General features: G+C 54.2%; 16 protein-coding genes. 8 read left to right on the plus strand and 8 right to left on the minus strand.

From position 1 onward, the window contains the following. The first annotated feature begins 35 nt into the window (after window positions 1–35). From L21SP2_RS13765 to L21SP2_RS17550, 7 genes are all read left to right on the plus strand, one after another. On the plus strand, window positions 36–908 hold the full coding sequence (locus L21SP2_RS13765) for a hypothetical protein (protein ID WP_024269171.1): 873 nt from the start codon (window positions 36–38) through the stop codon (window positions 906–908). Beyond that, window positions 847–2,535, plus strand: coding sequence for an ABC transporter permease subunit (locus tag L21SP2_RS13770; protein ID WP_041401631.1), 1,689 nt, complete (start codon window positions 847–849; stop codon window positions 2,533–2,535). The genes L21SP2_RS13765 and L21SP2_RS13770 overlap by 62 nt, the downstream gene beginning before the upstream one ends. Further along, entirely contained in the window at window positions 2,532–5,006 is a 2,475-nt protein-coding gene (locus tag L21SP2_RS13775; protein WP_024269173.1) for an ABC transporter permease, read from the plus strand. The genes L21SP2_RS13770 and L21SP2_RS13775 overlap by 4 nt, the downstream gene beginning before the upstream one ends. Next, window positions 5,003–6,046: an ABC transporter ATP-binding protein gene (locus L21SP2_RS13780; protein ID WP_024269174.1), complete on the plus strand. Its 1,044-nt coding sequence runs from the start codon at window positions 5,003–5,005 to the stop codon at window positions 6,044–6,046. The genes L21SP2_RS13775 and L21SP2_RS13780 overlap by 4 nt, the downstream gene beginning before the upstream one ends. A 13-nt stretch (window positions 6,047–6,059) precedes the next feature. Continuing rightward, complete coding sequence (locus L21SP2_RS13785) at window positions 6,060–6,677, plus strand: ATP-binding cassette domain-containing protein (protein ID WP_024269175.1); 618 nt, start codon at window positions 6,060–6,062, stop codon at window positions 6,675–6,677. Window positions 6,678–6,882: 205 nt separating this feature from the next. Continuing rightward, complete coding sequence (gene nifJ, locus L21SP2_RS13790; RefSeq protein WP_024269176.1) at window positions 6,883–10,464, plus strand: pyruvate:ferredoxin (flavodoxin) oxidoreductase; 3,582 nt, start codon at window positions 6,883–6,885, stop codon at window positions 10,462–10,464. Window positions 10,465–10,589: 125 nt separating this feature from the next. Continuing rightward, window positions 10,590–11,681, plus strand: coding sequence for a hypothetical protein (locus L21SP2_RS17550; protein ID WP_144083016.1), 1,092 nt, complete (start codon window positions 10,590–10,592; stop codon window positions 11,679–11,681). Window positions 11,682–11,763: 82 nt separating this feature from the next. Here L21SP2_RS17550 and L21SP2_RS13800 read toward each other — a convergent pair whose 3' ends face one another. From L21SP2_RS13800 to L21SP2_RS13835, 8 genes are all read right to left on the minus strand, one after another. Continuing rightward, complete coding sequence (locus tag L21SP2_RS13800) at window positions 11,764–13,224, minus strand: amidase family protein (RefSeq protein ID WP_024269178.1); 1,461 nt, start codon at window positions 13,222–13,224, stop codon at window positions 11,764–11,766. 42 nt (window positions 13,225–13,266) lie between these two features. Continuing rightward, complete coding sequence (locus L21SP2_RS13805; RefSeq protein ID WP_024269179.1) at window positions 13,267–14,100, minus strand: TrmH family RNA methyltransferase; 834 nt, start codon at window positions 14,098–14,100, stop codon at window positions 13,267–13,269. A gap of 11 nt (window positions 14,101–14,111) precedes the next feature. Continuing rightward, window positions 14,112–16,475 (minus strand): substrate-binding domain-containing protein, encoded by a 2,364-nt coding sequence (locus L21SP2_RS13810; protein WP_024269180.1) that lies wholly within the window; start codon window positions 16,473–16,475, stop codon window positions 14,112–14,114. Between the two features lie 86 nt (window positions 16,476–16,561). Further along, window positions 16,562–17,170 (minus strand): YecA/YgfB family protein, encoded by a 609-nt coding sequence (locus L21SP2_RS13815; RefSeq protein WP_024269181.1) that lies wholly within the window; start codon window positions 17,168–17,170, stop codon window positions 16,562–16,564. A gap of 47 nt (window positions 17,171–17,217) precedes the next feature. After that, window positions 17,218–19,944, minus strand: coding sequence for a DEAD/DEAH box helicase (locus L21SP2_RS17555; protein WP_053335710.1), 2,727 nt, complete (start codon window positions 19,942–19,944; stop codon window positions 17,218–17,220). Between the two features lie 86 nt (window positions 19,945–20,030). Further along, entirely contained in the window at window positions 20,031–21,068 is a 1,038-nt protein-coding gene (locus L21SP2_RS13825; protein WP_024269183.1) for an RluA family pseudouridine synthase, read from the minus strand. Window positions 21,069–21,184: 116 nt separating this feature from the next. Beyond that, window positions 21,185–21,802 carry a YqgE/AlgH family protein gene (locus L21SP2_RS13830; RefSeq protein WP_024269184.1) on the minus strand — a complete coding sequence of 206 codons (618 nt, stop codon included), beginning with the start codon at window positions 21,800–21,802 and terminating at the stop codon, window positions 21,185–21,187. Between the two features lie 95 nt (window positions 21,803–21,897). Beyond that, entirely contained in the window at window positions 21,898–22,923 is a 1,026-nt protein-coding gene (locus tag L21SP2_RS13835) for a KamA family radical SAM protein (RefSeq protein ID WP_244437931.1), read from the minus strand. 109 nt (window positions 22,924–23,032) lie between these two features. Between L21SP2_RS13835 and L21SP2_RS13840 the strand changes: the two genes are divergently transcribed. Continuing rightward, entirely contained in the window at window positions 23,033–24,670 is a 1,638-nt protein-coding gene (locus tag L21SP2_RS13840) for an EAL domain-containing protein (RefSeq protein WP_024269186.1), read from the plus strand. The last annotated feature ends 12 nt before the right edge of the window (window positions 24,671–24,682 follow it).

A 24,682-nucleotide genomic window follows, 5' to 3' on the forward strand; every position in this document is an offset into this window, starting at 1 on the left:
TCACAGTTTTTACACCGGATAGAGGCAAACACTCAATGAAGCATGAGAAAAACATCTCCAAGGATCATCTGCATCTGATGCTCACCGTGATCTGTCTGGCCGCTGGAGTTTCCTTCCTGCTGTCTTTAATCATCTTTCCTGACATTACCCGGGGATATACCCTGGGTGAGAATATCGATTGGAACCGGGCCGCAGAACATCTGGAGGTTCTCAGCTCCCGGGAGCACGGAGGAAGGCTGAGCGGAAGTCCGGGCAACCGGAAATCTCTTGCATATGCGTCAGATCAATTCAAAGCCATGGGCCTCGCCCCCTGGGGAGACGATAACGGTTATCTGCAGCATTTCTCCGGGATTGTGCCGGATATGGACACCTCCCCCGATTTCCGCATCACTGTCCCCGATTCGCCGCAGGTCCTTCAGTTTCAGATGTATGAGGATTACAGTGTTCACAGTGCGTTCTACGGCACAGGAATTGATTTTTCCGGTGATATTCTCATCTGCAGCAGGACTCTCAACAGCTATCCCCGGGAGCTGCTTGAAAATCGACTGATCATAGCCCCCAGAACCAGCTATATGCTCCCCAGTCTGGAAACTGCACGAGCCGCAGGCGCCGCAGGAGTATTTTTCACAGCCGCCGCCAACTGGTACGGCGCCAGAGATGTAAACAAACCCTCGGAAAAACAGATTTCCATTCACCGGAAACTGGGCACCGATTTTTTCTCCGGAGACATACGCCCCGCTGCAGTGGCCCGGCTCAAACAGCTTGCAACGGAGGTAGAACATGCTCTCCTGGTCCCGGGTGCTTCAATTGCAGTGGAACTGAATTTTCCCGTGGCCTCCAGTGCAAATGTGCTGGCGCTGCTGCCGGCCCGGTCACGTTCTGCCCAAAAGCAGAGCGGGGGGGCATAGCCCGGGGCAGAAATCAGCGGTCACAGGCAGAGCCCTGATCATTTCCGCCGATATTGACGGCAGAGGAAGGGGGCCGGAAGGGATGGTTTTTCCTTCCACCTCCAAACAGGCCGCATCCACGGCGTTACTTATTGAGCTTGCCAGAGCGGCGGCAGAAGCACCGGCGCCGCCGAAACGGGACATTGTATTTGCATTGTGGAACTCATCGGAAATTGACGGAGCGGGAGCTGAATTCTTCACCAGAAATCCGGAACTGGATCTGGGACAGAGTGATATTATTCACATTCAGAATGCAGGAATGGGAGGAATCCAGACTTCCGTGGTAAGTGACGGACGGCACGGAGGAATCATCAGCAGCCTCATCACCCAATATGGGGCAAACCGGGGTCTGCCGGCGGTCAAGGCCAGTCCCGATTCCCGGGGCAGCATCATCCCGTTTATGAATTTACGCATTCCTGCGATAGTGCTGGAAGCATCATCCCCGGCTCCCGACGGAATTCTCAACACCAGCCATACAGTTGATCTTCAGGCACTTGCGCTCAGGGGGAAGGTGCTGGGAGATTATCTCGACTGTGAACTTTTTACCCCCCCCCCTTTTCTGAGCATTCTGCCCCGCTCCATGCTTCTCGCCGCAGCACTTCTGTTCAACCTGATCCTTCTGGTGAGGATTCTGGAACAGCTCAGCAGAATTCCAGGCTCACGGGATATTTGGGAGCGGATCTATTTTCATCCTGCCAGCGGATTCATTCGAAAGTCCGCCTCGTACCTGCTCCCCGCCGCATTGGCAATGTTTCTGTTCATCCTGATCATCCAGCTTCCTCCGGACAGTCAGGTAAACCGCAGCACAGGGCAGGACAGCATTTCTACCCACCTCCTGTTGAAAAACAGCTGGAATTTTGTGCGCGATTTCTTCCGGGGGAATCTGCGTACCAGCGCCGACAGCGGAACAATCATCAGCATTTTACTCACATCCGGGCTGCAGAGTCTGAAACTGATCGGCGGAGCCCTGGGCGTTTCGGCCCTGGCTGCCTTTCTCACAGCGCGCAGGAGCGTACAGGGTCCCCATGCGTTCAGCCAGGGCAGACGCTCCATATCCCCGGGCGGCATCCTGGGAGCATCGGTTCCGGGTATCGTGGTAATCCTTGCCATGCTCTCTCTGTATGTGGCGGTTTCAGAGATCTGGCCCCAGCTCAGCAGGAACCTGCAGCTCCAGCAGAGTCTCTTTCCCCTGATCAGTATCAGCATCCTTCCCGCAGCCTACAGCGCACGGATGACCGGCCTGCGGATCGACCGGGAAATGCAGCGCTCCTATATTCTGGCGGCCAGAGCCCGGGGCTACAGCCCCCGGCGGATTTTCCGCACCCAGCTGCTTAGGCCTCTGGCAGGAAGTTTCGGTGAAAACCTCCCGTCCCTCATGGCATTAATTCTCACCAATCTGATCCTTGTTGAATACCTGTTCAACTACAAAGGCCTGGTGTTCTACCTTCTCTATTTTTACCAGCGCCACGATGCATCCAGTTTCATCAGCGTCTCCCTGGCGCTGCTTCTGCTTTACTCCCTTGTCTCTCTGGCAGGAGGGGCAATGGCCATGATCTTTCAACCTATGAAAACACGGAGGCTGGTATGAAACCGAACATCCGCACATGTGCCATAGTCACCGCTTCCATTATCCTTCTCTCGCTTCTTGTCATGATGATATTCGCCGAACAGTTGGCCCCCAGAAGTCCTTACACCATGCAGAGCATCAGATCATGGACAGAGGACGGGCGGCTGATATTTCAAAAGGCCCCCTACCCCCCTTCCAGGCGCTTTCCACTGGGAAGTGATGAATTCGGAAGAGATATTCTCAGCAGAATTATTCATGGAAGCCGGATCACCATTCCCCTTGCATTCTGCATCGTGCTGCTGCGCTTCGCTCTGGCAGTGCCCCTTGGAATCAGAGCCGCCTTCGGAGGAAAAATCGCCGCCGGATTGATTCATCAATTCAGTCTGATATTCAACGCCATCCCCGCCCTGCTTATCAGCCTGATCATTCTCAAACTTGAACTGTTTCAAAGCCTGGATACCATGGCTTCCGCACTGGCCTTCACGGCGGTGCTGGCAGGGGTAACCTGGTCCCGAACCGCCCATATCATCCTTGAGCGAAGCAGCAATATCCTTTCCATGCAGTTCATCCGCAGTGAGATCGCAATCGGAAAGTCACCGTGGATGATTACCAGAAAAAATCTCATTCCCCACCTGCTTCCTGAAACTCTTGTTCTGTTTTTCATGGAGATAGGGTCTGCTCTCACCCTGCTGATGCAGCTGGGGATTTTTGCAGTGTTTTTGGGAAACCTCAGGATAGTCAGGGATACCACCAACGGCATTATCAGCTATTTTAATGTGAGTTTTGAACCGGAATGGGCCAGCATGCTGGGAACGGCCAGAAACATGATTTCCACTGCTCCCTGGATGGTGATATATCCTGCGCTGGCGTTTTTTATTACCGTATTGGGGTTTAATCTCTTCGCAGAGGGGCTGCGGCAGTTTCTTCCGGGACCGGGCCAGGCGGCATCTCCAGGATCCACTGCTTCGGTGACTGATTCGGCCACTGATTCAGTAACCGATTCGGCCTCGGCTGCGGGCAGAGGCCCGGACACAAAAACAACAGGGAGGAAAGGAAAGCGGCTTCTCCCAAAAATCGTTTTCTCTTCGGCGGTCCTTGGAGCAGTCATTCTGATGCTCCTGCTGCCCAGTCCCGTGCCGGAGCAAAGCTGGAAGAGCTTTCCTTCCGCCCTCACCGCTCCGGTACGCCCGGGGAGCGGCGATGCGGCCATGCGGGCACGGGCTATGGGGAAGCAATTCCGGGAAATGGGCATGCTTCCCGTACACGGAGATTCATATGAATGGCATCCCCAGCGGCCGGCTGAGTATTACCAGGGAAGCACCGGGATCCGGATCACCCTGCCTGCAGGGAATGAGGCGGAGCCGGTTTCTCTGAAACCCGAACCCGGTTCCTGCATGGTACGAAAATTTTCACTCTCAGATATCCATACCCGGGGTTCTGCCTCGCAATCGGATAATTTGCCCGATACTTCCGTTCATATTTCTCTGGAGGATATTCCCCTGGTGGACGGCAGGAATATGGATTTGCTCAGTTTCTCACGGGACGATGCTGCAGGAATCCGGGGATCATTTCTTGTGACAGACCCACTTATGTATCCTGAACAGGCCTTTCAGGCTGCAATCCGAAGAATAGCCGGATTCCCCGAAATCCAGGGGGTCATTATTCTCAGCGCCCCCCGCCGCATCTCCCCGGACACGGCGGCGGAAGCCGGCGAATACACCGAAATACTTATCGAACGTGCCCTGTTCCCGCCCATCTCCGGGCAACTTCCCCCACGGTCCCGGAACCTTCTGCGGACTTCCCCGGCAGAAGGAAGCCTCTCTCTGGAGTTTACCGTTCATAAAGTTGAAGCCCAGCCGGCATATATTACCGGACTCATTCAGGGCACCGACCCCGGTCTGGCAGGCAAGGCCATTATGATTACCATGGACTACCTGTCCGCATCCCGCATGCCGGGGCTGGCTGAATGGCAGCTGAACCTTATTGAATCACTCTCCGGCCCCTTCCGGGGCTCCTGGTCATATATCATTTGTCTCACACCAGGCGGCGGGCAGCCCGGCTTCCAGGGTCTTGCGGAATATATTGACCGCATGCCGGTGAACTACAGTGATATTGAACTGCATATTAATCTCAGCGGCATGTCCCTCTCAGGTCAGGAAGGGCTGGGATTCAACCGGCAGCAGGCCCCGGTTACCCGTACCTACGCCTGGTCAATTGCACTGCTCATGGAAGAGGAACTGCAGGCCTTGAGCAGAAAGCAGGATATTCCCCTCTACTCCATGGAGTCCAGGCTGCAGACCGTACAGTACTACTTTCCGCTGAACCCGGAAGTGAACGCTCACTTCTGGGAACACGGCATCGCAAGCGTGTTCCTGCAAAGCAGTCCGGAAATCCTCCGAAATGCAGGGAAAGCTCTGGCATCAATCATCCTCAACAGCATGTATATGAACAATCATCCTTACAGCGAACACCCAGGAGCCGGTGGAACATGACAGACCAACACGATGTACAGCAGCCGGTAATTCAAATGAAAAATCTCTCAGTTCGCTTTCCCGCCCCCGGGGGAAGCATTACCGCGGTACGGAACCTGAGTTACACCCTGTCTCCGGGAAGCATCAGCGGAATCCTGGGAGAATCGGGAAGCGGAAAATCTGTGAGCAGCCGTTCTCTGGCGGATCTGGCTGCAGGAGGAACCCGGCAGGCTGAATCCCTTCGCTACCGGGGCAAGGATCTGATGAACATGCAGGAAGACGAGCTGGGCCGGATCAGGGGAAACGAGATTGCGTATATCTTTCAAAATCCCCGTGAAAGTCTGAATCCCTACACGAGCATCGGTACTCAGTTCCGCCAGCTTCTCCGTACATCTTCCCGGCAGTCTTTCAGTGAGTCCTTCCGGCAATCTTTCCGGCATTCCTCAAGGGGGGCGGGCCGGGCAGAGGAGGCAAGGGAAGAGCAGATACACCGGGCATTGGAGGAAGCAGGCCTTCCGGAAACAGAGCGGATTCTTCAGATGTTCCCCCATCAGCTCAGCGGAGGGCAGAATCAGCGGGTGAACATTGCCATGGCCCTCCTGCTCAGAGCGGATGTGATAATTGCAGATGAACCCACCAGTGCGGTGGACAGTCACCTCCGGGGTCAGATTCTTTCCCTTCTGGAGCGGATCAACCGGGAACACGGAACCACAATACTGATCATTACCCATGATTTTGCGGTAATCAGGAGGCTGTGCAGCAGGGTGCTGGTGATGTACGGAGGCCTTCTTGTGGAAGATGGTCCGGTGGAGGAGATTATGAGCATCCCCCGGCATCCCTACACCCGGGAGCTTCTCCAATGCAGCGCATCACTGGAGTCCGCATCAGAAAGTGCCGACGGCGGGAAGAGCACACGGCAGGCAGGTATTTTCCGACGTCTCAGAAGTGCTATTGCCCTCAGCATCCCCTGCGGGCCGAAAGGAAACCGTACTGGAAGCACGGGGGATATCCAGGCATTTTCTCATTCAAACCAACCCCTTTCGTCCGCCGGACCGGATTGATGCTCTGAAAGATGTGGATCTGCGGCTGTACAAGGGAGAAGTTCTTGGACTTGTAGGCGAAAGCGGAAGCGGCAAATCCACCATGGGCAGCATCCTTACCGCCCTGCAGAGACCGGACTCCGGACAGGTTTTATTCCGCAACCGGGATATTTTCACCCGGACTCCCCGGGAACTGCGGAAGATCCGCAAGGAACTTCAACTCATTTTTCAGCAGAGCGGAAACGTACTGGATCCCAGAATGACAACCGGAGCCATTCTCACCGAAGCCCTGAGCCTTCATAATATCTGCAGCCGGGAGGAACAACCCCATGAACTGAAACGGCTGCTGGAGCTGGTTGGACTTCACGAGGATACCCTTCAGCGGTATCCCGGAGAACTCAGCGGAGGCATGCTTCAACGGGTGATCATCGCCCGCGCCGTGTCCACCAGACCCTCGGTAATAATCTGCGATGAACCGGTGTCTGCCCTGGATGTCTCGGTGCAGGGACAGGTGCTGAACCTTCTGAAGGATCTCCAGGAAGAGCTGGAATTAAGCTATATCTTTATCTCCCATGATATTGATGTGATCCGTCACATGGCTGACAGGGTCGCCGTTCTGGAATCCGGAGAACTGAGGGAAGGGAAAATTTGAGTCTCCGACTCCCTGGGTATCAGCGGCTGCATCAGGCCGGGAAGCCAGGGAAATAGTTGACGAAACTACCAAAGTTTATGTGACAGGCATCACATAAAACCGCATTTCTGACACAATTACTCTCTTGCAAACTCCTTTCCCACGGTTTATTATGAGTGTGTACCAAAAAATAGTGCCATCAAAAACCACGAAAAAGAGGATCACTATGTCAGATAAAAAAATGGTGATTGTCGACGGAAACGCCGCAGTCGCCCACGTTGCACACGCAACCAACGAGGTAATCGCCATCTATCCGATTACCCCCTCCTCTCCTATGGGTGAGCTTTCAGATGAGTTCTCCGCCAAAGGCAAGGAGAATATATTCGGTACTACACCCCATGTAGTAGAGATGCAGAGTGAAGCAGGAGCCGCCGGAGCAGTACACGGCGCACTGGCAACAGGTGCACTTACCACCACCTTTACCGCCAGCCAGGGCCTTCTTCTGATGATTCCAAACATGTTCAAGATTGCAGGTGAACTGACCCCCACAGTCTTTCACATTGCCGCCAGGGCCATCGCCGCCCAGGGATTGAGCATTTTCGGGGATCATTCGGATGTCATGGCAGCACGTTCCACCGGATTTGCCATGCTGGCTTCCAACAACGTCCAGGAAGCCATGGATAATGCCCTCATAGCCCAGACCGCCACCCTTGAAAGCAGAGTTCCCTTTCTGCATTTCTTCGACGGGTTCCGGACCAGTCATGAAGTTCACAAGATCGAGGAAGTTTCCTATGAAACCATGAAGGAAATGATCGATATGAAGATGGTTCAGGCTCACCGGGCACGGGGTCTGGATCCCGAACGCCCCAGTATCACGGGAACCAGCCAGAATCCCGACGTGTACTTCGCAAGCCGGGAAACGGTGAACAAATACTATGACGCCACACCGGAAATTGTGCAGAACGCCATGGATAAGTTTGCGAAACTTACCGGCCGTCAGTACAGAATTTTTGATTATTACGGTGCACCGGATGCAGAGCGGATTATCATTCTTATGGGATCCGCAGCTGAAACCACCGAAGAAACCGTAGATTATCTCAATGCCCAGGGCGAAAAAGTGGGACTTGTTAAAGTTCATCTGTTCCGCCCCTTCAGCACGAAGCACTTCATCGACGCTCTTCCTGCAACGGTTAAATCCATCGCAACCCTGGACATGACCAAGGAAGCCGGCTCACTGGGTGAACCCCTGTATGAGGATGTCCGTACGGCCATCGGCGAAGCAATGGCTGAGGGCAGCGCAGCCTTCAAGGAATATCCCGCAGTTGTGGGCGGCCGCCACGGTCTGGGTCTCCAGCAGCACGGAACCACCCCTGCCATGATCAAGGCGGTATTCGACAACCTTGCAGCAAAGACTCCCAAGAACCATTTCACCGTTGGGATTAACGACGATGTAACAAACACCAGCCTGCCCTACGATGAAAGCTTCATCACCGAGAGTGAGGACGTGCACCGGGCAGTGTTCTTCGGACTGGGTTCCGACGGAACCGTGGGGGCCAATAAAAACAGCATCAAGATTATCGGCGGAGCCACTGACAACTACGCCCAGGGCTATTTCGTATATGACTCCAAAAAAGCGGGCACAACGACAGCCAGTCACCTCCGCTTCGGACCCAAGCATATCCGCAGCACCTACCTCATTCAGGACTCAAACTTTATTGCATGTCACAAATTTGCGTTCCTGGAAAAGGTAGAGATGCTCAGCATGCTGAAGAAGGGAGGAACCTTCCTCCTGGCCAGCCCCTACAGCAAGGATGAGGTTTGGGACAAACTTCCCGTTGAGGTACAGAAGCAGATCATCGAAAAAGAAGCGAAATTCTACGTAATCGATGCCATGCGCCTGGCGGAAAAGATGGGTATGGGAAACCGTATCAACGTCATTATGCAGACCGCATTCTTCAAAATTTCCGGAATCCTTCCGGAAGCAGAAGCGGTGAATCTGATTAAAGATGCGATTGTCAAAACCTACTCCAAAAAAGGTAAAGACATTGTGGATGCCAACATCCGCACCGTTGATGCAGCCCTGAGTCATGTTGAACAGGTTGACTATCCCAAAACCGCCAGCAGCAAAATCACCAAACCCGCTCTTATTCCCGATGGAGCACCCCAATTTGTGAAGGAAGTGACCGGAGAAATCATGGCAAACCGGGGACACAAGATCCCCCTCTCAAAACTGCCGGATGACGGAACCTTCCCTGTGGGCACCACCAAATACGAGAAGCGGAATATTGCCGAAAGCATCCCTGTATGGGATCCTCAGGTATGTATTCAGTGCGGAGACTGTTCCGCAGTATGTCCCCATGCCACCATCCGGATGAAAGCATATGATGACGGCTTCCTGGAAAAAGCTCCGGACACCTTCAAAAGCTGCGATGCCAAAGGCAAGGACCTTGCCGGCATGAAATTCACCATCCAGGTAGCTCCCGAAGACTGTACCGGCTGCGGCGCATGTGTGAACATCTGTCCCGCCTTCGCCAAAGACGCCGACGGCAACAAAACCGACCGGAAAGCCATCAACATGGAGCTCCAGGCTCCCCTGAGAGATCAGGAAAAAGAAAACTGGGAGTACTTCCTGACCATCCCCAATATTGCCCGGGATAAGGTGAACAAGAAAAACACCAAAGGAAGTCAGCTTCTGGAACCCCTCTTTGAGTTCTCCGGTGCATGTGCAGGATGCGGTGAAACCCCTTATGTGAAACTTCTCAGTCAGATGTTCGGCGACCGCACGGTGATCGCAAATGCCACAGGATGTTCATCCATCTACGGCGGTAACCTGCCCACAACCCCCTACACCACACGGGCTGACGGTAGAGGTCCCGCCTGGTCAAACTCCCTCTTTGAAGATGCTGCAGAGTTCGGTTTCGGATACCGCCTCACCGCAGATAAAATGGGTGAGTACAGCCGTGAACTGGTTGCCAAGGCCAAGGATCAGAAAGTTATCGATGCGGCCCTGGCTGACGAAATCCTTGGCAACAACCAGGAAACTGAAGAACTGATCGAATCCCAGCGTGTCGCCGTGGGCACGATGAAGGAGATTCTCAGGAAGAAGTCCGATGCATTCAATGAAGAGCTGCTTTCCGTGGCAGACTACCTGGTGAAAAAATCCGTATGGATCCTGGGCGGAGACGGATGGGCGTTCGACATCGGTTTCGGAGGCCTGGACCATGTAATCGCCTCAGGCAAGAATGTGAATATTCTGGTAATGGACACCGAAGTGTACTCCAATACCGGCGGCCAGATGTCCAAGGCAAGTCCCACCGGTGCAATCGCCAAGTTCGCCTTCGGCGGTAAACCCACTAAAAAGAAAGACCTGGGAGCCATTGCCATGAGCTACGGCTACGTCTATGTGGCAAAGATCTCCATGGGATATAACCGCATCCAGACAATCAAAGCCTTTCAGGAAGCGGAAGCATACGACGGTCCCTCCATTATCATGGCCTACAGTCACTGTATCGCCCACGGTATTAAGGACATGGGGCAGGGTATGCAGCATCAGAAGGCTGCGGTTGATTCGGGCATGTATCCTCTCTACCGGTTCAACCCTGAGCTGGCGGAAGCGGGTAAGAATCCCCTTCAGCTTGACAGCAAGGAGCCCAAGATCGATCTGGAAGACTATATGTACGATCAGATCCGGTTCCGGAGTCTGAAGGCATCCAACCCGGAAGCTGCCGCCAAATATCTTGAGCATGCAAAGCGAGATATTGAGCTTGAATACAAGCAGCTGCGCTACATGGCCGACCGTCCGTTCTAACGGCAGTTTTCATTCTGATATTCGTGATGACCGGCAAGCACCGGTCATTCAGAACAAAATCCGGCCCGGGAGATTCTCCCGGGCTTTTTTTGTGCGCAACCGGCAGAAAACGGTATACTTGAAGGATGAGAAAACCATTTCGATCACATCTGTACCAGGGGCCGCCCCTGGACGTTTCCCGGTTGCCCTCCCCGGCCGGCGCAGAAGCTGTATCAGCCACAGACGGGGACACCGGCCGACTGGGGGATGAAGGCTCCAAACGGGGATACTTTGAAGGCTGGTACTTCAAACAGACGTTTTCAGACGGCAGAGTAATTGCCTTGATTCCCGGAGTAAGTCTTGGATCAAGCCCTCATGCGTTTATTCAGATCAATGATTCAGTTCTCGGAAGCTGCTACATCAGATTTTCATTGGATACACTCAGCATAGACCGAAATGCGCTGAACATCCGGATTGCCGGAAATCTCTTCAGCCTTCAGGGACTTGAGCTGGATCTGGAAAGTCCGCGGGGAGTTTATCAGGGCAGAGTGGGCTTTTCCGAAGTCAGCATGCTTCCGCCAACCCTTCTTCGGCCAGGCATTATGGGTCCATTCAGCTACATCCCCGGCATGGAATGCTACCACGGACTTGTTTCCATGGATCATCGCTTACACGGCGGCATCCGCATTACCCTTCCCGGACAAACTGCAGAATCCACGATGCTCTCCGCAGAGGGCGGACGGGGATATATTGAAAAAGACTTCGGAAGTTCGTTTCCCCACGCATGGATCTGGATGCAGGCAAACCATTTTTCGGATTCCGGAGCCTCCATTATGCTCAGCTACGCCCATATTCCCCTGGGTTCACGGGGTTTCCCGGGGCAGCTGGGCTTTTTCCGCCATCCCGAGTTCGCACCCCGGGGCACAGTGTTCGGAACCTACAGCCGCCGGAAAATCCGCAGCACCCGTATTTCCGGCGAAGGACGGCGCATTGACTGCCGGATCGCAGACAAAGAACGGGGCGGCAATTTCCGGCTGGCCGTTCAGGGGATTACCGACGGGGGACGGGAACTCATTGCGCCGGCCCGGGGAAACATGGAAAGGCGCATTAAAGAAACGGTCTCCGGAACCATAAGACTCACTCTGTATTCCGGGACCGAGCTGCTCTGGGAAGCTGAAAGCAACGGCGCAGGCATGGAAATCCAGGGACCGGTGGAGCGCCTGCTGAAACTTGACTGATGCCGGCGGAACACCGGCTCATCGCCCGCAGCGGCGGCCCCCAGGACTGCGGCGGGCTCAAGGGGCAGCGGCGAATATCCGTCTACTGTGCCTGTGAGGCGGGGTGCAATCCCGGATCATCCGGGGTGAACACCGAAGGACGGAAGCCCGGTTGGGTGTTTACCTGGAAATCCTTCTCCAGACAGTGGCCGATTCCAAGGAGACGGGCTTCGCTCCAGGGTTTCCCCACCAGGGATAATCCCAGAGGGAGGCCGTAGAGATCTCCCATGGGCAGGGTAAGAGAGGGCCAGCCGCTCACCGCCGCAGGACTGCTGCTGCCTCCTCTGGCACAATCCCCCAGAACCGGATCAATGAGCCATGCGGGATTATTGGAAGGCATAACCAGGGTATCCAGCGTATGTGCCGCAAACATGGCAGCCAGGCCCTGTTCCACCGCAAGCCGGGCGCAGGTTTCCCGGGCGGCTGCATATGACTGGTCTGCCCTGCCGGAAGTCTTCCAGGACATCTCAAACAGTTCCTGAGCGAAAAACGGCATCACCTCCGCGGCATGTTTGGTGTTATAGGCCATTACATCGCCGAGATCTGCAAAACCCGAACCGCTGCGCCTTTGGCTCAAATAATCACGAATATCATCTTTAAACTCGCAGAGCAGAACGGTGAACTCGGCCTCGTTCAGTTCCTTTCCCCCTGGTAATCCATCCAGCTCGATAAGCTCGGCTCCGAGCTCCCTGATCCGGGAAATCCGGGAAAAATAGAGATTCAGAACCCCGGGATCAAAGCCTTCGGGCTTTTTCAGCACCCCCACACGGATGCCGCGTAAATCTCTCATCCCCAAAAATGCCTCCGGTGAGTCTGCCCCTTCCCGTTCGTTCAGAAGAGTTGCAGCGTCCTCCGGATCCTCTCCTTCGATTGCGGACAGGAGCCAGGCAGCTGAAGCAATACTTCGGGCAATAGGACCGGCGGTATCCTGGCTGCCGGATATGGGAATAATTCCGCCTCGGCTTACCCTGCCCACACCGGGTTTCAGCCCCACCACTCCGTTCATCGCCGACGGGCAGATAATAGAGCCGTCGGTTTCCGTTCCGATTGCCATTTCGGTGTATCCTGCGGCCACCGCCGCTGCTGAACCGGAGCTGGAACCGCAGGCTGTGCGGTTCAGAGCGTGGGGGTTGCGGGTAAGCCCTCCGGCAGAGCTCCAGCCGCTTACACTGCGGGTGGACCGGAAATTGGCCCATTCGCTGAGGTTGGTCTTACCCGCCACAACGGCGCCTTTCTCCTTCAGCTTTCCAACAATGAAGGCATCTTTCTGCACCGGCACATCTCTCAGCGCAAGGCTGCCGCCGCTGTTACCCAGCTCAACGGTGTCTATGTTATCCTTCACAAGCACCGGCACCGGAGAAGATTCTGTCTTCCCCTGGCCCCGGAAATTCAAAGATTCCGGATCTGCGATGGTAATGCATGCCCGGGTTACCCGGTTTCCCCGTCGGGGGTCATTAATCAGGTCGAAAAACTTGTCCGGCTCAATAGAATTTTGATGGCTCATGTACTATATCTCCTGTATGGTTTGGCGGCATCTGCGTCCCGCCTATGAACCTGCAGCCCGGCTCAAGGCATAGAAAAATATTCCCGCAGCAACTCCCACATTCAGGCTGTCAACATCCTCATTCATGGGAATCTCCAGAAGGGCATCAGCCTGTTTCAGCAGAGCAGGCCGGATCCCGGTGAATTCATGACCCAGCAGAAGGATCTCAGCCGGGCCAGGCTTGCTTTCCCGGGACTGATCGGCGCCGTTCATTCCGGATCGGTACCCGGAAAGATCAACAGCTCCGTGTTCCCGCGTTTCCGCAGCAAGCAGGCGGAACCCTTTGGTTTTCAGTTCTGCAATATCGGTTTCAGGTTCATGGGTATAGAGCAGGGGCATGGAGAACACCCAGCCGGCACTGGCCCTCACAGCCTTTCTGCTGAAGGGATCGGCAGATTTGGGCCCCAGAATGATGCCGCCCAGGTTGAACGCACGGGCGCTGCGGATTATCGCACCAAGATTGCTCCCCTCCTGAATGCCGCTGCAGTCTGCAAATAGACGCTTCCCGGGAGCGGCGTGAAGAAGAGACCCGATGGAGCCAAGATGCGTAAATTCCGGCCGCTGAAACGCAGCCAGCACCGCCCGGTGGAATTTAAACCCCACGATACCGCCGATCTCTCCGGGCTCCCGGATGATCACCGGGCATTCCGGGGAGGCCAATTTCTCATAATGTGTGCGGTTTGCCGGGGTGCTTAACACTGACCGGATTTTCAGGGAACTGTCAAAGAGGCGGTCCACCAGGGTCCTGCCTTCGGCGATTCCGATGGAAAGTTCCCGGAGTTCCTTGTCTTTCAACTGAAAATAATCGTTCAGATACCGGTCTTCAGAATCCTGCATGCGGCGGCTCCTCAGGTCCCCGGATGCTCAACAGGAACAGATATCAGAAACAGCAGGCCGCCGCCCTGCCGTCTGTTCACAGATATTACTCCCTTCAAATGATACTGAACCAGATTATGCACCAGATGAAGTCCCATTCCCACCAGGCCTTTGCCCCTCTTGGTGGTGAAAAACGGTTCAAATATACGGTTCACGTTGCCCTGGGAAACTCCTGCTCCGCCGTCCTCGTAACGGATGGTAAGCTGTTCGCCCCGGACCGCCGCCTGGATCCCAATTTCACCCTTCTGTGCCGATTCATATCCGTGTTGAATGCTGTTATGAATCAGCTCCTGAAATACCTGTTCCAGAGCTTCCGCATCATTATACACCTCCAGCTGCTCAGGACAGTCAATCCGCATATCCAGGTTTGCCCCCCGGGTTGAGGTGCTTCGGCTATACAGAATGTCAAACACATCCCGGGGGCGAAATCTGCTGAGTTTCTGCTGCCCCGGCTGTACGCTCAATGAGCGGAAGGTATCCACCAGATCCCCAGCTCTGCGAAGATTTCTCTGAAGGGAGTCGGAGGCTTCCCCCACCTGATGCAGGAATTTGATAACCTCACCTATTCCGTATGCCTCCCCGGGATTCTCAGACGACCGCCGGACCGATTCCTGATCCGCATCAGCAGAGATCTCATGTTCAAATGATCCGAGGATTTCCCGGCTTCGGTCCTGGAGGAAGGATGCCAGTGTGATGCTGGAGCCGATGGGAGTGTTCAGCTCATGTCCCACCCCGGCAATGAGGCGGCTCATCTCGGTGAGGCGTTCGACCCGGCTCAGTTCTCTCTGTGCATGCTGGAGCTCATCCAGGAGTGCCTCCCGTTCCCGTTCCCGCTGTGATGCCTGATGGATGAGCGTCCAACGGTAGAGGTATCCGGAGAGTTCATAGGCAATATGCTCAGGAAGATCCAAGGCATCGGGAGTTACCGCTGCCACGATGTATCCAAGGGGGGTGCTGTTATGCTGAAGGGGGACCGTATGAATCCGGTGAGCCGGGGTGCAGATTATTTCGGAAAGATCCGGTGGTAACAGCCGTTCGCCCCGGCGGATTTTCCGGGTATCGGGAGTAAGAAGGACCACCCGCCGTTCTCCGCAGGAGGTATCAACATAGAAGCCCTGATCCATCCTGAGAAGCTGCTCATCGCCGGACTCCTCATTCTGCAGCATCACCAGCAGCACCCGGACTCCGGCATACATCAGAGTGTCCGCAAGCTCGGGAAAACATCGGCTGAGTCTGGGCTGTTCCAGCAATATCTTTGTAAACTTAAGCCGGAACTGCTGACGTTCCTTGATCCTCAAATCTCCCAGCAGCAGCTCCCGGGCCCGGTTTACCTGAGTGCCTTTCAGCGCATGGCCTGTGGAGGGACGAAAAACAGGCACAGAGGCAATCCGGCTATCCAGAGCCTCAGGCTTTTCCTTGGAGTTTGGGTGTTCCTCCGTATTTCCGGCCCCAGACTCTTGTTCATTGATCAGAGCAAGCATGGTTTCCGCAGCCTTTTTTCCCATTTCTCTGATGGGAAACTGCACCGTCGAAAGAGGGGGATTCATGGCAGATGCATATTCAAAATCATCAAATCCGCTGAGCATAACATCTTCAGGAATGGAAATGGAATGTTCGGAAAGGGCCTGGGAAGCGCCGAAGGCACTCAAATCGTTGGCACATACAATCAGATCCGGTAATTCCTTGCCGCTATGCAGAAAATCATGGATCCGGGACCGGGCGGTGAAGGAGGTAAAGTCCCCCTGAATATAATATTCGGGATCAAATTTCATGGAAGCGTGCTGAAGGGCATCCAGAAACGCTCTGTACCGCTCTTCTGCTTCAATATTTCCGGGAGGTCCCGCCAGGAATGCCGGGTTTTTGAATGTTCCGGTGGTGACAAGCCCGCAGACCAAATCGTACATGCCCCGGTAATTATCCGCATTGATGCATGGCAGGTCTTCCAGCTCGCTGCCCACATTCACCACAGGTCTGCCGGACAACGGGTTGATGATTTTTGAGCGGAGCAGCCCTTCCTGTTCCCGGTATGCCAGTCCGCCTCCATAGATAATAAATCCGGATGCGGGAACCCGTGAACTCAGCTGGTAAATCCAGTTTCCGGATTCTCCCCCGCCCGGGTCCGGCGGCAGCTCGGAATCCTTGTCTCCGCAGCCGTCAATGCTCTCCTCTCCAACATTTTCAACGGGATAATTCTCCTCAAGGAGATACCCGCCGTTCACGCTGATCCACGGAATTCCATGTGCATCGAAAACCTCGCCGATTCCCGCAGCCAGTTCCCAGGAAACAAAAAATGAGTAGCCGGGCTGAAGAAGAAGTACCGGGTCGACCGTTTTCATCCATTCACTCCGTTTTTCTGTTGGAAAACAATTGAAAGATGTTCACATACGTATTCTGATATGAATTTCACCGGATGGCAAGGATTTCAGTTTAGATGAAGAAAGTCGTAATCTTCATCCTCTTCGTCTTCAACGTCTTTCAGAACTTCATCCCAGAGCCCGGGGATCTCATACAGCCCCTTGGGCAGAAATGCAAAACTTTGATCCATCAATTCTTCCCGCTCATCTTCGTTCATATAAGGTGCATGGTCGTGAAAGTACTCGTCGGGGTTGAGAAAAATCACTACAGGAAGGGTCAGAGCAATCAGTTCCTCCCCGGCCTTCCGCTGCAGATCCTCGGGCCAGAGGTTGCTGCCGGTGAGAAATCCTTCGCACCACTGGGAGGGCCTGCACTCCCGCCAGCTCTCCATGTTCCCGGGGAAATAGGGGGTGAACCGCTGCTCATGGAGTGCCTCAATGACCCCGGTGAGCATTGTCCTCAGGTCCTCTTCCAGTTCGGCGGTCTCTTCAGAGGACTCCTTGTGCACCATGGAGCGAAGCCATTGGTTTTCCGGCAGAGCCACCGGGCTCAACGCCACTGCGCTCAGGTAGCCGTGCCAGAAATCTCCGGGGATCTCTTCCTGATGATACACCGCAAGCTGGCCTGCTGCTTTTTCCAGTTTCTGTAATTCCACTCCGAATGATCGGCTTTCCATATATGTTTCTCCTATTGTACTGCGCTGCGGCCGCTTCATGGGCAAGATCAGCGGAACAGCTCCATCATCTCTTCCCTGCTGAGGTGGCTCAGCAGACTGCCGCCGCCATTAATAATTTCATCCGCAAGGGTACTCTTTTGCTGCTGAAGCATCAGAATCTTCTCTTCTATGCTTTCTTTCACAATGAGCTTGAATGCGCTCACGTTTTTCGTCTGGCCCATCCGGTGAGCCCTGTCTATGGCCTGCTGTTCCGCCGCAGGATTCCACCAGGGATCGAATATAATGACCGAATCGGCGGCAGTGAGGTTGATACCAACGCCTCCGGCCTTGAGGCTTAAAAGAAATACCCGGGTGTCAGGATCATTCTGAAAGCGCTGCACTTCCTGGTCCCGCTCCCGGGTTTTTCCCGTGAGCAGCACATGCTTCCAGCCTTCTTCCCGGCATAATCCGGCAATTGTTTCCAGGCTTCCGATAAACTGACTGAAGATCAGCACCTTATGGTCTTCACTGAGAATATCAGACATAAGCAGCCGGAGGGCATCCATCTTTGCCGATCCCACCCCCCGGTACGCCGGATCCGCCAGAGGCGGGTGGATGGCAAGCTGTCTCAGCCTGAGCAGGGACTGAAACATGAGACTTCCTTTGAGACGGGCGTCGCTCTCCTGCTGAATCTCCTCCATAAGCCTGAGACGGGCCTCATCGTACATCCTGCGCTGTTCATCCTCCATTTCAACATAGCGCACTATCACTTCTTTCCCGGGCAGTTCTCCCAATACTTCATCTTTCGTCCGCCGGAGAATAAAAGGGCGCACAAGCTCCTTCAGTTCATCCAGAAGATTTTCATCACCTTCCCGCTGAATTCCCCGGAAAAACTGGCCGTAGAATTTGCGGGGACTGCCCAGAACTCCGGGATTCAGAAAGTCCATCTGGGCGAACAATTCCATTACTGAGTTCTCTATGGGTGTGCCGGTCAGGCTCACTCTGTGGCGTGATTTCAGAGACCGGACCGCCTTGAACACCTGGGACTGTATGTTCTTAATGTAATGGGCTTCATCCAGAATGACAAAATTCCATGTCTCATCCAGCAATACCGAAAGATCATTCCTGAGCGTCTGATAGCTCACAAGAACCACGTCGTACTCCCGAAGTTCCGCCGCATCCCGGGCTCTTCCGCCCCCCTCATGTCTCATAATACTCAAAGAGGGGGCAAAACGACGGGCCTCTGCAGCCCAGTTGGCCATTGTAACCACCGGGGTAATTATCAGTGCCGTGCCCAACTGAGACATCTCTTTCCGCCGTAACAGCAGACTGAGCGTCTGAAGGGTTTTTCCCAGCCCCATATCATCCGCCAGACAGGGGTTCATTCCATTGGATACCATGTATTCCAGCCATGAATATCCGTAATGCTGATAGGTACGGAGTTCTGTTTTCAAACCCGCCGGCTGATCACAGAGAGGGATTCGGGACACATCCTCCAGCAGATTCTTCATTTCCAGTACGTGACGCAGCTGTTCCTGATCACCCGTATCCAGCTGGGAATAGATTCTGTCCAGCAGTACCATATTCAGGGAGGAAGTCTGGAGCACACCCCGGGTATCCATACCCCTCCGCTTCAGATACTCCAATTGCTTCAGATCCCGTTCTTTCAGGATCACATACGCAGACGAGGTACTGAGCAGACCGGGAATATCCGCATCTGAACTATGTTGAATGTTGTGCTTCCCCCCGGGAGTGAGGGCTGAAACCTTGATCCCCAGCATATCCAGGTCGTTTTCTATAGAGAGGGAGAGTTCGCCCCTGGAATACACCGGCCGGTTTTCCACCAGAACGGGGATATTCTCGTCAAGGAGAGCTCTGCCCCGGTGGATCAGGAAGTCCGCAACATCACGGTCTATCTGGAAATCATGTGCGGGGCCGTCTTTGAACAGGTCTGCATAAATTCCTCTTTCGTACACCAGATCGGGATTGATCAGTTCTTTCAGGCGGGTGAAAAACCGTTCCTCAAATTCCAGATCCCGGACAATTCCCTCCTGGTCCGATTCATCAGACCCGGTATACGGACTCTGCTTTTTCGCGGCAGAGCGGTACGAAACTTCCGCATCTCCATAACGGAAAAACAGCTGTATGCCCGTGCCGCCGCTGTTCTGTTCAATTCTCAGCAGAGGGCGGACACCCTCATCACCCTGTCTCAGATCGCTGAAATCCGGTGCCGGGGAGTGTTCGCCCGCCGGCCCCGCCGGATCTGCATCGGCAACGATTCCGTCTGCAGATTTCTCAGTTGATTTCTCAGTTGATTTCTCAGTTGATTTCTCAGTTGATTTCTCAGTCGATTCCTCATCAGATTGATCAGCGGTATTTTCAACAGAATCTCCCCCGGATCTTCCACCCGGATAGCCGGATGGTTCGGCCCTGTCCGCCGCGGTTGCCCGTGATCCGGATTCTGACACATGGTGGGGGGACGGGGAGGCTGGAAAAGAAAACAGATCCTCCTGAAACAGGTCAGCCTCCGTAGAACTTCCCATCGTCCCGGTGCCGCCCCGGCCTTCCAGGACTTCTCTAAAATCGTTTATCCGGGACTCATCCATACCCGGGATCAACCCGTCAATGGCAGCACGTATGAGCAGAGCCGAGGTATGAACGCAGAAACCGCCGTTGCCGCAGCTGCAGCCCGGTATCAAATCCCCGTCGTAAAAATCGAGCTCGACTTCAAACTGCCTGCCCGAGTCATCAAAAATATCCGCTGCTATGCCGTGTCCGGTGGTATATGGAGGCATAATTTGATGATTACGCAGTATGCGAAGACTCCGCTGAAGGTCTCCCCTCTGCAGAATCCTGCCTGATTGAGATATATGAAGAGTTTTTAGAGACACAACAGGCGAATCTCCCCGGGATCGCGCAAATTCAGCGAGAACTCCCGTTGTATGAGGCCGGAATAATCAGCAGGCAGGGCAGCTGCAAAGCATTCTCTCCCCTGACCGTCTGCCGCCCCCGAGTCTGATTTCTTCTGGGATGCATCCGGCGGGAAACATAACACTGCGCTGTGAAGAGCCTGGTGATCCAGAATCAGCGTTTCCCGGTCAGCGTTCTCAAGTTCACCGGAGATAAACCTCAGGAAAATTTCCTCCTCGGGACCGTAGATCTTGTCTCCCACCACCGGATAGCCCAGACTCGAAAGTGTGGCTCTGATCTGATGGGTACGGCCGGTTCGCAACTCCGCCGCCAACAGCGAGTATTCCGAGTTGGAACAAAGGGATCTGAAGCGTGTTTCAGCGCTTTTGGCCGGGATGCCGTCAGGAAACGAAGGAGAGAACCGCTGCTTTTTCCGGATTATGCTGCTCCTGTCCTGGAATATCCAACCGTCGGCGTCGAAGGAATCTTCTATCCGCCCGTGAACCATTACCAGGTATTTCTTTATTTGTCCGTATCGACGTTCTTCACTCTGAAACAGCCATCTTCCCCGGGGGGTGAGGGCGGCCACAATAATTCCGCTGGTCTCCCGGTCGAGACGGTTCACCATGGTCACCTCCGGAAAACGTGTTTTCAGCATGCTCCAGAGAGTATTATTCCGGTAAATGCCGCCGGGATGAGAAGGCAGGTTCGGAGGTTTATTGATGACAAGATAATCGGCGGTCCGGTGAATAATCCGATAGTCGCCGTTCACATCAGGTTCGCGTATCCCACGGGGCAGATATTCAATGGTTTCTCCGGCTTCCATAATCCGCTGGGAGCCGCATTCCCGGCCGTTCACTCTCACCCGCCCCTGTTCAATTTCCCCGATCCACTGTTCCATGGAAAGGTATGTGAACCGGGAACTGAGAAGCCGGAGAAGAGAGATTCCGCTGTTTTTCGTTTCAACCACGATGCTGTGGATTGCAGGGGTATTTTGATCCCGATTCATGGATGAATGAATGTATCAGCTCGGCTCAAGCTCTGCAATATGAATAGAGAGCCCCAAAGAATGTTGAAAACCTTATCTGTCATGACCGGACGCCCGGTGGGGGTGCATACCTACGATCAGTTCATGGAGGGCTTGGATCCGGTTTCTCCCATGATCCAGTACAGGCCGCCCTTTTTTTTCAGTGCATCCCTCCAGCCCACCTCCGGATTGGGTGAGAAAATAATATCGCTGCTGGACGGCTGGGTTACCCATGCTTTTTGGTCCAGCTCCGCCTCCAGCTGGCCGTTTGCCCAGCCGGAATATCCGGCGAAAAACCGAAGCTTGGGTCTGTGGGTATAGGGAAGATCATCCCAGCTGTCGTGAATAAACTGAAGGACGGGTCGAACATCCGGTTCAAAATAGATGTTGTCGTGAATCAATATGGCGGCCTCACTTCGATAATCTTCCGGAAGTCCCTGCTGAACCAGAAAAATATATTCCTGCTGTACAGGTCCTCCCACGAAAATCGGAATATGGGATGCACTGTGATCACCGAACTGCTCGGGAAAGAGGTCCCCCAGGGTGCTGTTGGAGGGACGGTTCACCACGAGCCCCAGGGCACCGGCGCTGTCATGGCTGATAATCAGCACCACGGTGAACTGGAAATTGGGGTCGGTAAGTTCCGCCTCTGAGATAATAAATTTTCCGCCCAGAAAATCTGCGTTTCCCGGGAACAGCGGCCCGGTTTCAGCCATGTATACATCCTTTCCGCCTTTTTGGAAGCCGGCAGATAACCCATACGCAGTTTAAACATACAACTGAGGGCGAAGTATAGCAAATCACCGGGCCTTTAACCAGCATGCTGCTCCCGGGGATAGCGGTATACCCGGCCCTGCCGGTCTTTCAGTATATAACCGGCATCACCATCCTGCGACACGGTTTCCCGGGTGAGCGGAATCTTTCCGCCTCCCCCGGGTAAATCCACAGCATAGGTGGGCATGGCCATTCCCGAAAGCCGGGATCGAAGTTCATCCATCAGATCGAGCCCTTCATTGATGCCGGTGCGGAAGTGGGATGTACCGGCAGCCAAATCACCCTGAAAAAGATAATAGGGTTTCACCCTCATTTGGATCAGGCCCCGGAACAGCGCTTCCAGGGTATCAGCCGAGTTGTTGATTCCCCTGAGTAGAACCGCCTGATTGAGGACCGGGATTCCACCGTCCACAAACCGGGATACCGCCTGTTCAAACTCCGGAGTGAGCTCCCGGGGATGATTTGCATGGGTAACCACCCACAGGCGTTTATCCGCTGCGGCCGAGAGGGTCTGGACCAGATCCCTGGTGATGCGGGATGGAAGCACCACGGGCATTCGGCTTGCCAGCCTGAACAGAAGTCTTCGCCCGGGCACTGCATTTTTCAGCATGATAATGACTTCAGACAGCTCCCTGTCGGACATCATCAGAGGATCGCCGCCGCTGAGTAGAACCTCCTGGACCTGGGGGGTCTTTTTCAGGTACTCAGCAGCGGCATCCAGTTCACCAGAGGAGATTCGCCCGTCGGAACTTCCGGTGAAATGCCGTCGGAAACAATGCCTGCAGTAGGTTGCGCAGCGGTCATTCACCAGGATCAGAATTCTGTCATGATAATGATGAATGACCCGGGGACTTACGCTGTACTGTTCGTCCGCAATGGGATCGCTGGACTCTTCAGGAAGGGTGATTTGCTCCTGGGGCCTGGGAATATATTGAGCGGCAATCGGATCGGAGTCGGGATTCTCATTTTCCGCCAATGAGGCATAATACCGGGAAACTCCATAGGGGATTCGGGTGGCGGGATCCACTGCGCTGATAATTTCATGGATAGTAAGATCTTTCACAGCTCTTTTGTACAACGTATCCGGAGGCTTTTCATAGTACCGGAAAGCTTTTTCAATTCACCCTTTTTTTACCGCAGAAGGTGCATTATGATTATCAGAAGGAATGGACATGTCTGAAGCTATGAACATTAAGCAGATCATGAAACTCGCCCTGGACGGCAGTCCTGATCCCACCCTGGCCTTCACCGTGAACGGCGATATCATTTTTTCAAACACGGCTGCCCGTAACCTCTTTGATGAAGAATGCGAACCGGGAAAAACCATCACGGATGTGGCCTCCAAACTTCCGGAAAAAGACCCCCTGCTCTCCCAGTTCGAAAAAGCCGCCGGGAAAGGCAGGGCCTTCGTAACCGAGCTGATGCCCCTGAACACCCGGAGACTGTATCAGCGCAGATTTATTCCCATCATGGCTCAGACCCAGGTAGTGGGAGTATACCTGTATCTCAGAGCGCGGGAGACGGCAGGTTCGCCGGAAATGGATACCACCCGTTCCCTGGACCTCCTGCTGGAAACCGAGCTTGAACATTCCGGCAGAGATCCCCGGGACCAGCGGCTTGCCCTCTTCATGATCCAGATACGGAATTTCAGCGAACTGCGGGCTCTCTACGGCAACGGCATCACAGAAACCATTATGGATCACCTGAACATGACCATCCGCAGCAGTTTGCGGGATAATGATCTGCTGTTTCAGATTGACGCGGATCGGCTCCTTGCCATGGTCACCCGCTACGCCTGGAAGAGCGACCTGCTGATCATCGCCCAGAGAATCGAAGATCAAATTGCAATTCCCTTCCATACCAGAGAAACCGTGCTCCACCTTCTCCCTTCCATAGGTATCGCCATGTTTCCGGATGACGGCGAGACGAAAGATCTGCTGCTGAGCAACGTTCAGACCGCTCTGAACAGGGCGGTTGAACAGGAAGTTCCGTACATGATGTACAATCCCGAACTCCATGACAGAGCTATGGAACGCTTGATGATCAGGGGGGATCTGAATCGTGCAATCAGGGAACAGGAGCTTGAGTTATATTACATGCCCATAGTGAATGATTCCCGGGAAATTATCGGCCTGGAAGCCCTCCTGCGCTGGAATCATCCCCAAAGAGGATTAATGACCCCGGACAGTTTCCTCCCCATTGCCGTTCACAGCCGGATCATCGGAAATATCACCAAATGGGTAATGTACAAAGTAATTCAGCACCAGAAAAACGAGCTATCGGATTTTCCCGTATACAGTTCGTTCAATATTTCTGCCCAGGACCTGAATGACGACTTTTTTCTCGACAGTCTGAAAACTGCCATGGGCAGGGACTTCGATCCCGCAAGACTCCGGGTGGAGCTTACGGAAAATGAGATCATGTCCGACTTCTCGGTTAATGCTGCCAAAATGCAGAAGCTCCAGAAATCCGGGATCGGGGTGATGGTTGATGATTTCGGAACCGGTCACTCGTCCCTGACCTATCTCAGCGAGCTTCCCGCTTCTTATCTGAAGGTTGACAGAAGCTTTCTCAAAGACGTTTCCCATGACGAAGGCAGCATGGAATTTCTGAAAATTGCAATCCAGCTGGGCCATGTCCGGAACAAGAAGGTGGTTCTGGAAGGCGTGGAAACCGAGGAGTTATGGGATCTTCTCAACCAATCAGGATCGGATCTGTTCATGGGCATGGCGTTGGGCGAACCCCTGCCCCTGAAAGACACCATTGCCCTGCTGGAAAGGCATTTCGCAAATTTGCCGGGAACAGGTTAAAATCCGACCCGA

Origin of the sequence: Salinispira pacifica (assembly GCF_000507245.1) — a bacterium.
GTDB classification, from domain to species: Bacteria; Spirochaetota; Spirochaetia; order DSM-27196; family Salinispiraceae; genus Salinispira; species Salinispira pacifica.